Source organism: Pseudomonas sp. Pmew2, from assembly GCF_058129885.1.
On the sequence record NZ_CM176702.1, the window covers coordinates 4,945,709 to 4,959,188 of the forward strand.

The 13,480-nt window shown below is 58.4% G+C and carries 11 protein-coding genes; 1 reads left to right on the plus strand and 10 read right to left on the minus strand.

The window, feature by feature from the left end:
* Positions 1 to 184: 184 nt before the first annotated feature.
* The 10 genes from AC4ANK_RS22920 to edd all read right to left on the minus strand — a co-directional run bounded on the left by AC4ANK_RS22920 (position 185) and on the right by edd (position 12,177).
* Complete coding sequence (locus tag AC4ANK_RS22920) at positions 185 to 1,060, minus strand: D-hexose-6-phosphate mutarotase (protein ID WP_002552323.1); 876 nt, start codon at positions 1,058 to 1,060, stop codon at positions 185 to 187.
* A 108-nt stretch (positions 1,061 to 1,168) separates the two neighbouring features.
* Entirely contained in the window at positions 1,169 to 2,530 is a 1,362-nt protein-coding gene (locus tag AC4ANK_RS22925; protein ID WP_002552322.1) for a carbohydrate porin, read from the minus strand.
* Between the two features lie 126 nt (positions 2,531 to 2,656).
* Entirely contained in the window at positions 2,657 to 3,823 is a 1,167-nt protein-coding gene (locus tag AC4ANK_RS22930; protein ID WP_031598683.1) for an ABC transporter ATP-binding protein, read from the minus strand.
* Positions 3,824 to 3,825: 2 nt separating this feature from the next.
* Entirely contained in the window at positions 3,826 to 4,671 is an 846-nt protein-coding gene (locus AC4ANK_RS22935) for a carbohydrate ABC transporter permease (protein ID WP_002552321.1), read from the minus strand.
* Positions 4,664 to 5,572, minus strand: a complete 909-nt coding sequence (locus AC4ANK_RS22940; protein ID WP_002552320.1) for a carbohydrate ABC transporter permease — start codon at positions 5,570 to 5,572, stop codon at positions 4,664 to 4,666. Before AC4ANK_RS22940 ends, AC4ANK_RS22935 begins: the two co-directional genes overlap by 8 nt.
* A gap of 104 nt (positions 5,573 to 5,676) precedes the next feature.
* Positions 5,677 to 6,963 carry an ABC transporter substrate-binding protein gene (locus AC4ANK_RS22945; protein ID WP_002552319.1) on the minus strand — a complete coding sequence of 429 codons (1,287 nt, stop codon included), beginning with the start codon at positions 6,961 to 6,963 and terminating at the stop codon, positions 5,677 to 5,679.
* Positions 6,964 to 7,132: 169 nt separating this feature from the next.
* A complete protein-coding gene (locus AC4ANK_RS22950) occupies positions 7,133 to 8,539 on the minus strand; it encodes an ATP-binding protein (protein WP_002552318.1) in 1,407 nt (468 codons plus the stop codon).
* A gap of 61 nt (positions 8,540 to 8,600) precedes the next feature.
* The gene (locus tag AC4ANK_RS22955; RefSeq protein ID WP_002552317.1) at positions 8,601 to 9,338 is read right to left on the minus strand and encodes a response regulator; all 738 of its coding nucleotides are present in this window, start codon (positions 9,336 to 9,338) and stop codon (positions 8,601 to 8,603) included.
* Positions 9,339 to 9,388: 50 nt separating this feature from the next.
* Positions 9,389 to 10,354, minus strand: coding sequence for a glucokinase (locus AC4ANK_RS22960; RefSeq protein ID WP_002552316.1), 966 nt, complete (start codon positions 10,352 to 10,354; stop codon positions 9,389 to 9,391).
* A complete protein-coding gene (gene edd, locus AC4ANK_RS22965) occupies positions 10,351 to 12,177 on the minus strand; it encodes a phosphogluconate dehydratase (protein WP_002552315.1) in 1,827 nt (608 codons plus the stop codon). The genes AC4ANK_RS22960 and edd overlap by 4 nt, the downstream gene beginning before the upstream one ends.
* A 219-nt stretch (positions 12,178 to 12,396) precedes the next feature.
* Between edd and gap the strand changes: the two genes are divergently transcribed.
* Positions 12,397 to 13,398: a type I glyceraldehyde-3-phosphate dehydrogenase gene (gene gap, locus AC4ANK_RS22970; protein WP_002552314.1), complete on the plus strand. Its 1,002-nt coding sequence runs from the start codon at positions 12,397 to 12,399 to the stop codon at positions 13,396 to 13,398.
* The last annotated feature ends 82 nt before the right edge of the window (positions 13,399 to 13,480 follow it).

Here is a 13,480-nt window from a genome sequence, read left to right on the forward strand (position 1 = left end):
GCTCGGCGTCCTGCCTCGCATCCCCCGGATCAGCGCCAGGACTCAGCCGTCACTAACGTCGCACTCTGCGTTGTCTGTGCCATCGCGATAGAAAAGCGCTTTTTCGGCAATGACTGCGGTCTTGACTATCGTGCCGACGCTCCGCGTCGGCATGCAGTTCGTGACGCTCCGCGTCACACGCAAATCACCCCGCCAGGCTGGCCTGCAATTTGAGTTGCACCTGCTCGCCCGGTTGCAGGCTGAAGGCGTCGCCGGAAGCCGAAGCGGCTTCCACGCGCACAAAGCCTGCGGTCTCGCTGCCACACACTCCCAGTAGCGGTCTGTTGCCGGGGTGCCAGACCACGGTATTGGCGCTGTCGCCGGTGTCGATGTTCAGCCTGCGCTGCCAGGTCGGGTCCTGCAGTTGCAAGGCACCGGCATGTTCGAAGACTCGCTGGCAGCCGCCTGCCACACGTAATTCGCCTTGTTGCTGGCAGACCTGTCGGCTGAGTTCGTCATAACCCTGCGCCCCATCAAGGCCCTCAAGCGCGACTTCAGCCACATCGCCAATCCGCCAGTACGCATGCAGCGCATGGCTGAAATGACACGGCTCACTGTCCTCGTGGCGTGTGCTCAGACGCAACTCCATGCCCTGCCCCAGCTCGGCATGCAGGTCGACCTGCCAGTCCCACAGCTGCAAGCGCCAGTGCAGGCTGACGCCCTTTTCGCTCTCGCTGCTGTCGATCAGTTTCCAGTCCAGCAAGCGTCCCCAGCCGTGTGCCGGCCAGCCGCTTTCACCGGGGTGTCGGCCATACCAGGGCCAGCACACTGGCACGCCACCCCGAATCGCCCCCACCTGCGGCCATTGTGCAGCGCACCAGAGCCAGGGTTTCTGGCCTTGCGGCTGAAAATGCAGCAACTGCGCGCCCTGGCGACTGAAGACCGCCTGACACTGCGGATGATCGATAACCAGTACATCGCGCAGTTGGTGACGCTCCCACTCGAAAGTGGGTCTGGCACGTCGGGATCGGAAGAAGCGTTGCAATGGATGTTCAGGCAGTTGCGCGTCGAGAGAGGTCATCGCCAATCGCGTCCCTGAAAAATAAAAGGATCAAGCCAAAAAAAACGGGCAGCCAGGCTGCCCGCAAAGCACACACGACCTTTGATCGCGTTACGCGTCAATCAGTACTCAGAACTTCGACTGGATCTTGATGCCCGCCACAATCGCGTCATCAACCTGATCTACACCGCCAGGGTGCTTGACGTACTGCAGGTTGGGACGCACGGTCAGCCAGTTGGTAACGTGGAAGCCGTAGTAGATTTCCGAGTTGTACTCAGTGCTCTGGACCGGCAGGTAGCCAGGGTTGTCGTAGTCGTTGATGCCGCTGATCTGGTTGGCCAGACGCACACGATCCTGCACATCGTCGTTGACGTGGATACGGGCGATACCGATACCGATGTCATCTTTCGGACGCGAGTTGAACGGACCTTTGTACGTGAAACCGATCTGCTGGTAGTTATCGACGAAATTGGTGGCCTTGTCGTGCACGGTAGCGTTGGCAAAAATGCTCAGGCCGCGCGATGCATCGCCATCGTGAGTCGTCAGCTGTTGCTGAGCAACAACCCACCAGCCGTGCTTGCTGTCATGCGACTTGAACGCAGCGCCGGTAGCTGCCTGTGGCTGACCGTTAACGTCTTCATAGACATCGTCGGCGTTGGGCGTGCTCTTGTAGAAGCCGACACGGTATTCACCGGGCAACGAATTGACGGTCGGGGTCCAGACCAGTTCAACCGGCAGGATCATACCTTTGGTGCCGCTGCCGCTGAGTTTGAAGCCGTTACCGGTTTCGAGGTTGGACGGGTTCTGCTCATAGACGCCGACCTGTGCATACACTTCCGGCGTGATGTTGTACTTCACGCGCAAGGCCCACTGGCTGATTGGCCAGTTGTACCAGGTGTTCACATAGTTACCGACCTGCGAGCCGCAGAACGACAGGTTCTGGAAATCGCAAGGGAAGCTGTTGAAGTCTTCGCCCGGTCCGAAACGACCAGCCTTGACGTCCAGCGCGCCGTCAAAGTACTTCTGCTTGATCCACATTTGCGTCAGACGCCAGGTCTGGCCGCGACCCCAGACTTCCTGGGAGGAACTGAGGGTACCGGCACGAGGGTCGCCGATCCGGTCGTTGGAGATGTTGCGCCCGCTACGTTCGGTGATTGCCAGCTTGAACTCTGCGTCCTGCCAGCCGAAAGCCTTCTGCAAATCGACTTTCATGCCCAGCGCGAACTGGTCGCTGTAGCGGCCGGTCTTGTCGTCGTTGTAACCGCCCTTGATGTTGCTGGCCATCTCGGAAACGTATTCCAGCGAGAAGTCATAGCCCTTGTCGAGCAGTTCGGTACGCTTGCCGTTCCAGTCGCCGGTCATCCACGGTGAATCGACAGAAAATGCGTCGGCAGCATGAACGCTGCCTGCCAGCCCCATCGCACCCAACACCGACAGCGTGCTTACCAACTGGAACCGGGAAAGCGATTTACCTTTGTTGATCTTCTTCATCCCATCAATCCTCGTTTTATTGTTATTAGCTTTGGTAGACGTTTTGCTTCATTCACTGCTTCGTTTTCGCCGGTCGGCCGCGTCATTGTGGCAGTAGACAGCCGGCCAGCGATGCTCGGTGCTGAATCAATTTATCACTTGCGGCTCAACTGGAACATTGTTTGCACGTTCAGCCAAAGGTGGTGCTCCCAGAACTCCAAGACGCTCACCGCTCTGAGCATCGAAAATCAGCACCCTGGAAGGGTCGAACTGCAGGGTCAGACTTTCGCCCACCTGCGGTGCGACATCAGGCGCAAGGCGACAGCAGACCTTGCTCTGATTGAGCGTGACGAACACCAGCGTGTCCGGCCCGGTAGGCTCGGTCACCTGGACCTCGGCACGGATGGTCGGCATGCCATTCGACTCAGCGCCAGCAAGCATAATCTGTTCCGGCCGGATACCGAGAATGACTTCTCGATCTTCCAGCCCGGCATCGGATACCCCGACCGGCAGCTCGCAACGCGCCTGACCACTGTCGAGCAGCGCAATCAATTGGCCATCCTTGCGTTGCAGACGCAGCGGGATGAAGTTCATCGGCGGCGAACCGATGAAACTGGCGACGAACAGGTTGGCCGGATCGGTGTAAATCTGCTTGGGCGTACCGAATTGCTGAACGATACCGTCCTTCATGACCGCGACCTTGTCGCCCAGCGTCATGGCCTCGATCTGATCATGGGTCACATAGACGGTGGTGGTTTTAAGGCGCTGGTGCATCAGTTTCATTTCGGTACGCATCTCGACGCGCAACTTGGCATCGAGGTTGGACAACGGCTCATCGAACAGGTAGATCTTGGGACGACGCGCCAGGGCACGACCCATCGCGACACGCTGCTGCTGGCCACCGGACATCTGGCCCGGCTTGCGATTGAGCAAGTGCTCGATCTGCAACAGCTTGGCTACACGAGCCACTTCCGCGTCGATGTCGACTTGCGGCATCTTGCGGATCTTCAGCCCGAACGCGATGTTTTCACGCACGCTCATGGTCGGGTAAAGGGCATAGGACTGAAAGACCATCGCGATGTCGCGGTCCTTGGGGCTGGTGCTGCTGACGTCCTGGCCATCGATGAGAATCTCACCGCCGCTGATGCTTTCCAGACCGGCAATGCAGTTCATCAAGGTGGATTTGCCACAGCCGGAAGGGCCGACCAGAATCAGAAACTCGCCATCCTTGATCGACAGGTCGATGTTCTTGAGCGTGTCCGGCAAGTTGCTGCCGTAGGTCTTGTTGACGTTGCGTAATTCGAGAGTCGCCATGATTACCCCTTGACCGCGCCGGCAGTGAGCCCACGCAGGAAATACTTGCCAGCCAGTACGTAGACCAGCAGTGTCGGCAGGCCGGCAATCATCGCCGCCGCCATGTCAACGTTGTATTCCTTGGCACCTGTGCTGGTGTTGACCAGATTGTTCAGAGCCACAGTGATCGGCTGAGAATCGCCGCTGGAGAACACAACGCCGAACAGGAAATCGTTCCATATCTGGGTGAATTGCCAGATCAGGCAGACCATCACGATGGGCGTGGACATCGGCAGAATGATGCGGCCGAAGATCGTGAAAAACCCGGCACCGTCCAGACGCGCCGCCTTGACCAGTGCATCAGGAATGCTGACGTAGTAATTACGGAAGAATAGCGTGGTGAACGCCAGCCCGTAGACCACATGGACGAACACCAGCCCGACGGTCGTACTGGCCAGCCCCATCTTGCCGAGAGTGTAGGACGCTGGCAGCAGTACGGTCTGAAAGGGCAGAAAACAGCCGAACAGCAACAGGCCGAAGAACAACTCCGAGCCCTTGAAGCGCCACATCGACAGCACATAACCGTTGAGTGCGCCGATCGACGTGGAAATGACCACCGCCGGGACCGTAATCTTGATCGAGTTCCAGAAGTAGCCGTCAACGATATCCCAGGCCTTGATCCAGCCAATGACAGTGATCACGCTTGGCCAGCTCAGCAGGTTACCGGTGCCGATGTCTTCGGGAGTCTTGAAGCTTGTCAGCAACATCACTACCAACGGCACCAGATAAATCAGACAGGCCAGTATCAGCACGGCGTAAATCAGAACACGGCTGACGCTGATGCCCGGTTTTTCAACATGACTAGTCATGGCGCTTGGCCCTCAGCTCGGAATACAGGTACGGCACCAGAATCGCCAGAATCGCGCCGAGCATCAGAATCGCACTCGCCGAGCCCATACCCATCTGGCCACGACTGAATGTAAAGGAATACATGAACATAGCGGGCAGGTCCGAAGAATAGCCGGGGCCGCCGGCCGTCATAGCGGCTACCAGATCGAAGCTCTTGATGGCAATGTGCGCCAGAATCATGATTGCGCTGAAGAAAACCGGACGCAGACTTGGCAGCACCACGCGCCAGTAGATCATTGGCAAACTGGCGCCATCCATTTGCGAAGCACGGATGATCGACTGATCCACACCGCGCAGCCCTGCCAGAAACAGAGCCATTACAAAGCCGGACGATTGCCACACCGCAGCAATGACCAGGCAATAAATAACCCGGTCGGAATCAATCAGCCAGTCCAGACGAAAGCCTTCCCACCCCCAGTCGCGCAGCATCTTGTCCAGGCCCAGGCCGGGGTTGAGCAACCACTTCCAGGCGGTCCCGGTGACGATCATAGACAGCGCCATCGGGTACAGATAAATAGTGCGAATCACGCCTTCACGACGGATACGCTGATCCAGCAGAATTGCCAGCAGTACACCGATCACCAGGCTGATCGCGATGAACATACCGCCAAACACAGCGAGGTTTTTGCTCGCCACCCACCAACGGTCGTTGTCCATCAGTCGCGAATATTGCGCCAGACCGGCCCAACTGTAAGTAGGCAGAAACGTCGAGTTAGTGAACGACAGAACGAACGTCCACAATATGTACCCGTAAAAACCAACCAGCACGATGAACATGCTGGGGGCCAGCACCAGTTTAGGTAGCCAGCGTTGCAGCGCATCCATTGGCGAGGCTTTGCTGATCGCAGCGACAGAGCTCATCGGGCGTTTCCCATCAGGTGTGTCGAATCAAGGCCGAGGCCGTGGGAGAAATCAACGACGGATTTCAACACCACGGACGGCGGTTACAGGCTATTAAAGACCAATCACTGGACTGATTTGACCGCGGTAGCGAGCTTCTTGGCTGTTTCTGCCGGGTCGGCTTTCGGGTCATTGATGTAGTTGGTGATCACGTCAAAGAAGGCACCCTGAACTGCCAGCGAAGTCGCCATGTTGTGCGCCATGCTTGGCTGAAGGCCACCGGTCTTCGCGTCGGCCAGGAAGTCCTTGGCAGCGGTCTGGGCGCAGGAATCAAAGCCATACTTGTCCATGTCGGCTAGCATGTCCTGGCGAACCGGGATCGAACCCTTGTTGATGCTGAAGACTTTCTGGAAGTCCTCACCCATCGCGACCTTGGCCAGGTCCTGCTGAGCGGCAGTGGTGCCTTTGTCTTTCTGCTTGAACACCGCCAGCGAGTCGATGTTGTAAGTGAATGCCTTGTCGGTACCCGGGAAGGCTACGCACTGGTAATCCTTGCCGGCGACTTTCTTGGCGGCGGTCCATTCGCTCTTGGCCCAGTCACCCATGATCTGCATGCCAGCCTTGCCGTTGATGACCTTGGCAGCTTCCAGGTTCCAGTCCTGGCCCTTGCCATCGACATCCATGTAGGTGGCGACCTTTTTCAGCTCAGTCAGCGACTTGACCATGCCCTCGCCGGTCAGTGCGCCTTTGTCGAGGTCGACCAGCGCCTTCTTGTAGCCATCAGCGCCCATGACCGACAGTACAACGGCTTCAAACACGGTACTGTCCTGCCAAGGCTGACCGCCGTGTGCCAACGGAATGAAACCGGCTTTTTTCAGCTTGTCGCCCGCAGCGTAGAATTCTTCTAGGGTGGTGGGAGCCTTGTCAATGCCAGCCTTCTTGAAAACTTCAGGGTTGATCCACAGCCAGTTGACGCGGTGGATGTTCACCGGCACGGCAACGTAATCGCCGTCATACTTAACGGTGTCGGAGACTTTCTTATCCAGCAGAGAGTCCCACTTCTCGGCTTTGGCGACGTCTTTCAACGCGTCAGTGTCGAGCAATCCCATTTTGGCCCAGTCCTGAATATCCGGTCCTTTGATCTGCGCAGCGCCGGGAGGGTTACTTGCCATTGCTCGGCTTTTAAGCACTGTCATGGCAGCGGCACCGCCGCCACCACTGATGCCATCGCCCTTCCAGGTAAAGCCGTCCTTTTCAACCTGAGCTTTCAGAACATCGACCGCAGCCTTTTCGCCACCCGACGTCCACCAGTGCACAACTTCTACAGTGCCTTTGGATTCAGCGGCAGTAGCGCTCAGAGGGAACAACGAAGCGAGAGAGATGACAACAGCGAGACGTGACATGGAATTCATCGAATTGACCTTTCTTGTTGTTATGCATGAGCAAGTCTGATGCTTGCGCTTCGTAGGAGTCTAACCAAGCCTGAAGCGCCGACAGTAACGAAGGGACGCGCGATTGTCACAGGATGGTGACAATTGAACTCCCGGTGCAATCGCTAGCTAAAAGCCACTGTGCAGCGCGTCATTCCGCAGTTCTCGGCAGGTACAACGTTACCCGCAACCCACCCTCACGCAGGTTCTGCAGGCTGACTTCGCCACCGTGACTGTGGGCAATGTTGCGCGCGATACCCAGGCCCAGACCGTAGCCCTGCTGCTGATTGCCTGCCAGACGGAAATGCGGTTCGAAAACGTGTTCGAGACGTTGTTCGGGCACACCAGGCCCTTCGTCATCCACATGCAGGACGAAAGCCGTGGCGTTATCCTCGACTTTCAGATGAGCGCGATGGCCATATTTAAGGGCATTGTCGATCAGGTTGCCCATACAGCGCCGCAGCGCCAACGGCTTGCCGGGATAGGCAGCCTGAGCCTCGCCTTGCTGCGTGACCCGCCCATTGCCGTCAGCAAGCAGCCAGGGCTCGACCAGGCAATCAAGCAGTGCATTGAGGTCCACCGGCTCGATGTTTTCATGAATATCGGTGTCCTTGACGCACTGCAGCGCGCCTTTGACCAGCAATTCCAGCTCGTCCAGATCGCGACTGAATTTACGCTGCAGGTGCTCATCTTCCAGCAGCTCGACACGCAACCGCAGCCGGGTGATGGGCGTGCGCAGATCATGCGAGATGGCACTGAACAACTGACCCCGTTCGGTCAGGTAGCGGCTGATACGGGTGCGCATGGCGTTGAACGCACGGCTGACCTCGATCACCTCGCTGCCGCCGCCCTCGACCACCGGCTCGACGTCCGCGCCCAGTGACATGTCCCGTGCGGCCCGCGCCAGGCGTTTGAGCGGCCGGCTCTGCCAATGCACCAGCAAACCGATGAACAACAGCAAAAACATGCTGGTCAGGACGATGAATGAAACCTGCTGAAGGGGCAGCTCCTGCTCCTCCAGCGAGGTGTATGGCTCAGGCAGCAGAGAGGCAATGTAGAACCATTCACCGGGCGCCATTTCGATTTGCGTGACCAGCACCGGCGGGTTCACCGGTTCAAGTGTCAGCGCGTAATGCGCCCAGGAACGCGGCAGTTCATCGAGCTTCAGGCCGCTGTTGAAAATGCGCAGTTCATCAGGCCGCGCAAACCACACGGTGATGTCCGGCCCATTGCCCAGACGCTGGCGCAATACCTCGCCCACCACGTCCAGCACCGCCTGTTTGCGAGGCGTGGGCTGCATGATCTGCATATCCAACGGGTGATCGTTGAGCGAGACGACGAAACGGGTGCCGCCCATACTGCGCAGTTGATCCAGCACCATGGGCCGGTAGGCCAGCGGCAATGAGCGAAAGTAACTGACACTGGCGGCCATCGAGTAAGCGAGGCTGCGCGCGCTGGTCACCAGCCCTTCGGTCTGTGTGGCGCGCAACTGTGACAGCCAGATCACACTGGACAGTGTCTGAGCCAGCAGAACCGCCAGTAACGTCAACAGCAGCATGCGCCCCAGCAATGAGCGCGGCAGTGGCAGGCCGGTTCTTTTCGCTCCTGCCACCGGCGAGTTAATAGCCGTTGCCCGCTTGCGAGTTGACGTTCGCGGCCAGCAGATAACCACTGCCGCGAATGGTACGGATCAGGCGCGGCGACTTGCCAGTATCGCGGAGACGCTGACGCAGCCGACTGACCGCCATGTCGACGATCCGCTCCAGCGGCATCAGCTCACGCCCGCGTGTGGCATTGCCGATAGTGTCGCGGTCGAGAATCTGCTGGGGGTTGTCGAGAAACAGCTTGAGCAGCGCAAAGTCGGCACCGGACAGAATCACTTCTTCGCCGTCATTGTGAAACAACCTGTGACTGACCATGTCCAGCCGCCATTCGTCGAACAGAATGACATCGCCGCCAGGACGCTCCTGACCGAACTGTGCGCGCCTCAACAGTGCCTTGATACGCGCTTGCAGCTCACGCGGGCTGAACGGCTTGCCCAGATAATCATCAGCGCCCAATTCCAGGCCGATGACCCGATCGGCTTCGTCCGAACTGGCGGTCAACATGATGATCGGCACATGCGGCTGGCGCGGATGCTGACGGATCCATTTGCACAGACTGAAACCGTCTTCATGGGGCAGCATCACATCAAGGATCAGCAAATCACTGGGTTCTTCGTTGAAGGCGCGGCGAAAATCAGCGCCATCACCCACCGTGCGCACCTGAAAACCGGCACGACTCAGGTAGGTGTCAAGCAACTCGCGAATCTCCTGATCGTCATCCACCAGCAGGATCGATTTACTGACTGAACTCAAATTGAGGCGTCCTTGTTTGACGGTGAATCTTTGTTGTTATGGGATGCTGCTCAGATCTGCGAACCGAAGGCCTGTTGCAGAGCGACGCCTGAGCCCATCAGGCCAGGGTACTCGGCGGTCACCAGCCAGACCGGCAGGTTCTTGAAATAGTCGCTCATCACGCCCTTCTCGGCCATGGCGCGCTTGAAACCGCTGTTGATGAAGAACTCAGTGAAGCGCGGCACCACGCCGCCAACAATGTACACGCCGCCCAGGCTGCCCAGGGTCAGCACATTGTTGCCCACCACCCTGCCGAGAAACACACAGAACTGCTCCAGCACGGCTGCGGCTACCGGGTCGCCCGCCAGCGCTGCCGAGGTGACAGCCGCAGGCGACTTGAGCACTGGCTCGATATCGTCCAGGGCGCAACTGACCTGATAGAGCAACAGCAAGCCCGCGCCACTGAGTACCACTTCAGCGCTGACATGCTCATGCTCAGCCATCAGGCGTGTCCATAACAGGGCCTCGCGTGCGGTGCCGATTGGCAGGTCAGCATGCCCGCCCTCGCCCGGCAGCGCCAGCCAGCGACTGCCGTCAAGCTTGATCAGCGTACCGATGCCCAGCCCGGTACCCGGCCCGACCACCACACGCGGCCGATCAGGCTTGCCAGCGCCAGGGCAAACCGTCAGGTATTCATCTTCCTTGAGCCGGGTCATGCCCAGCGCCATGGCGGTGAAGTCGTTGATCAGCAGCAGGTGATCGACTTTCAGGTCGGCGCAAAATGCCTCACGGCTCAACTGCCAGTGGCTGTTGGTGAACTGGAAAAAATCGCCATCCACCGGTCCGGCCACGGCAAGGCATACGTGGCTGATATCACCGCGCTGCAATTCAAGGTCCTGCAGATAGACTTCGATGGCCTTTTCCGGGCCGGCATAGTCAATGGTCGGGAATACCCGGACAGAATGCAGCGTGTCGTCTTCCCAAATGGCAAAACGTGCATTGGTACCGCCTATATCACCGACCAGGGCCAACTTCACTTGAGCGTCTCCAGACTAGAAGTAAAGGCGCTGGCACCCTGCTCTGCGGAGCTGAAGGCCATGCGCATGAATCCAAAGAGCTCGCGGCCACAGCCGACACTGTTGTCGATCTGGTTGATAGCCGGTTCTCTGGCGGCCAATTCTGACGCTTCGACCAGAACTTGTAACGTGCCTTTTACGCCATCCACACGGATCACATCACCATCGCGCACCAGTGCCAACGGGCCACCATCAAACGCTTCAGGGCAGACATGAATGGCCGCCGGGATCTTGCCCGACGCGCCCGACATGCGTCCGTCGGTGACCAGCGCCACCTTGAAACCACGGTCCTGCAGAACACCCAGAAACGGCGTCATCTTGTGCAACTCGGGCATGCCGTTGCAGCGCGGCCCCTGGAAGCGCATCACGGCGACGAAATCGCACTCCAGTTCACCGGCCTTGAACGCATCGGCCAGCTCCTTCTGATCCTGAAAGACCTTGGCTGGCGCTTCGACGATCTGATGCTCCGGGGCCACTGCGGAGACTTTCATCACACCACGGCCCAGGTTGCCCTCCATGACCCGCAGACCACCTTCCGGCGAGAACGGACGGGCGACCGGACGCAAAATGTTTTCATCAAGGCTTTCAAGCGGTCCTTCGCGCCAGACCAGCTTGCCATCCTCCAGGAATGGCTCTTTGGTGTAGCGGCTCAAGCCGTAACCGGCCACGGTATTGACGTTTTCGTGCAACAAACCGGCAGCCAGCAACTCACGGATCAGGAACGACATGCCGCCAGCCGCCTGGAAGTGGTTGATATCGGCTTTGCCGTTGGGGTAGACGTGACTCAGGGTTGGCACCACTTCCGACAGGTCGGCCATGTCCTGCCAGGTCAGTTGAATGCCCGCGGCCTGGGCAATCGCCGGCATGTGCAGCGTGTGGTTGGTCGAGCCGCCAGTGGCGTGCAGGGCAACGATGGAGTTGACCAGCGAGCGCTCGTCGACGATTTCGCCGATCGGCATGAAGCTGCCGCTTTGCATGGTCAGACGCGTCACCTGGCGAGCTGCTTCGGCGGTCAGTGCATCGCGCAGTGGTGTGTAGGGATTGACGAACGAGGCACCGGGAAGGTGCATGCCCATGACTTCCATCAATAACTGATTGGTGTTGGCGGTACCGTAGAAGGTGCAGGTTCCCGGACCGTGATAGGACTTCATTTCCGAGTCGAGCAACTCTTCACGGCTGGCCTTGCCTTCCGCGTAACGCTGCCGTACGTCGGCTTTTTCCTTGTTGGAGATACCTGAAACCATCGGTCCGCCCGGCACGAAGATGGTCGGCAGATGACCAAAACGCAGTGCGCCCATCATCAAGCCAGGGACGATCTTGTCGCAGATACCCAGCATCATCGCGGCGTCGAACATATTGTGTGACAAAGCAACTGCCGTGGACATGGCAATCACTTCGCGACTGGCAATGGCCAGCTCCATACCCGGTTCACCCTGGGTCACGCCATCGCACATGGCAGGCACGCCGCCGGCAAACTGACCGACCGAACCAATGTCACGTAAAGCCTGTTTGATCTGGGCAGGAAAGTGTTCGTAGGGTTGATGCGCCGAGAGCATCTCGTTGTAGGAGGAGACGATTGCCACGTTGGCGGCGTTCATCAGACGCAGGCTTTGCTTGTCTTCTGGCCCGCAGGCAGCGACGCCGTGAGCAAAGTTGGCACATTGAAGCTTGCCGCGCATCGGGCCATCGCTCGCTGCGCCGCGAATCAATTGAAGGTAGCGCTGACGGGTATCGCGACTGCGGGCGATGAGTCGCTCGGTTACTTCAAGGACGCGGGGATGCATGTGATGAACTCCAGGCTAACGTCTAAGGTCACCCGTAAAGACGGTTCCGGTTTTCGAGCAGTGACGGGCGGGGAGCAGAACCCTGATCTCGATCAACCGGGAGGGCCTTTCAGGCTTGTAGTTGTAGATAAAACAAAATATTGCCACTAAAAAGGCTTGTTTTCTATTTCTATGAGAATAATCTTGTAATTCCAACAACAAATTCAGAAGGACGGCTGTATGACTCTTCGTATCGCAATCAACGGTTTTGGCCGCATCGGCCGCAACGTCCTACGCGCACTGTATACCCAAGGCTACCGCCAGGACCTGCAGGTCGTCGCCATCAACGATCTTGGCGACAGCGAAATGAACGCACACCTGCTGCGCTTCGACACCGTACACGGCCCTTTCAGCGGCACGGTCGAGTGCGACAAGGATAGCCTGACCGTCAATGGTGACCGTATTTCGGTCAGTGCCATTCGCAATCCGGCCGAGCTGCCGTGGAAGGCGCAGGACATTGATGTAGTGTTCGAGTGCACCGGCCTGTTCACCAGCCGTGACAAGGCCGCAGCGCACCTTACTGCCGGTGCCCGCAAGGTCATTATCTCCGCCCCGGCCAGCGGTGCCGATGCCACCATCGTCTATGGTGTCAACCACGACACGCTGCGTCAGTCGCACCAGATCATCTCCAGTGCATCCTGCACCACCAATTGCCTGGCCCCGGTCGCCCAGGTACTGCACCGTGAACTGGGGATCGAAAATGGCCTGATGACCACCATCCATGCCTACACCAACGACCAGAACCTGATCGATGTCTATCACACCGATCCGTACCGCGCCCGCTCGGCGACGCAGTCGATGATCCCGAGTAAGACCGGCGCTGCCGAAGCAGTGGGCCTGGTACTGCCGGAGCTGGCAGGCAAACTCACCGGCATGGCGGTACGCGTACCGGTCATCAACGTTTCGCTGGTCGACCTGACCGTGACCCTGAAGCGCGAAACCACAGTCGATGAAGTCAACGCGCTGCTGAAAGAAGCCAGCCAGCATTCCAAGGTGCTGGGCTACAACGCCCTGCCGCTGGTTTCCCACGACTTCAATCACAACCCGTTGTCGTCGATTTTCGACGCCAATCACACCAAGGTCAGTGGCAAGTTGCTCAAGGTACTGTCGTGGTACGACAACGAATGGGCGTTCTCCAATCGCATGCTCGACAACTGCCTGGCGCTGCACAACGCCGAGTAAATTCAGCGTCGCAGTGGGCAGCAGCGTAAGATAATTATTTACAGATGCAGGCTTGACCCGACCAAAAGATGAGAAGCATTAT

Coding starts and splice junctions, on each gene's coding strand:
- AC4ANK_RS22920 (WP_002552323.1), bottom strand. CDS start 1,060: ATGACCTCTCTCGACGCGCAACTGCCTGAACATCCATTGCAACGCTTC.
- AC4ANK_RS22925 (WP_002552322.1), bottom strand. CDS start 2,530: ATGAAGAAGATCAACAAAGGTAAATCGCTTTCCCGGTTCCAGTTGGTA.
- gap (WP_002552314.1), top strand. CDS start 12,397: ATGACTCTTCGTATCGCAATCAACGGTTTTGGCCGCATCGGCCGCAAC.
- AC4ANK_RS22945 (WP_002552319.1), bottom strand. CDS start 6,963: ATGAATTCCATGTCACGTCTCGCTGTTGTCATCTCTCTCGCTTCGTTG.
- AC4ANK_RS22940 (WP_002552320.1), bottom strand. CDS start 5,572: ATGAGCTCTGTCGCTGCGATCAGCAAAGCCTCGCCAATGGATGCGCTG.
- edd (WP_002552315.1), bottom strand. CDS start 12,177: ATGCATCCCCGCGTCCTTGAAGTAACCGAGCGACTCATCGCCCGCAGT.
- AC4ANK_RS22950 (WP_002552318.1), bottom strand. CDS start 8,539: ATGCTGCTGTTGACGTTACTGGCGGTTCTGCTGGCTCAGACACTGTCC.
- AC4ANK_RS22930 (WP_031598683.1), bottom strand. CDS start 3,823: ATGGCGACTCTCGAATTACGCAACGTCAACAAGACCTACGGCAGCAAC.
- AC4ANK_RS22935 (WP_002552321.1), bottom strand. CDS start 4,671: ATGACTAGTCATGTTGAAAAACCGGGCATCAGCGTCAGCCGTGTTCTG.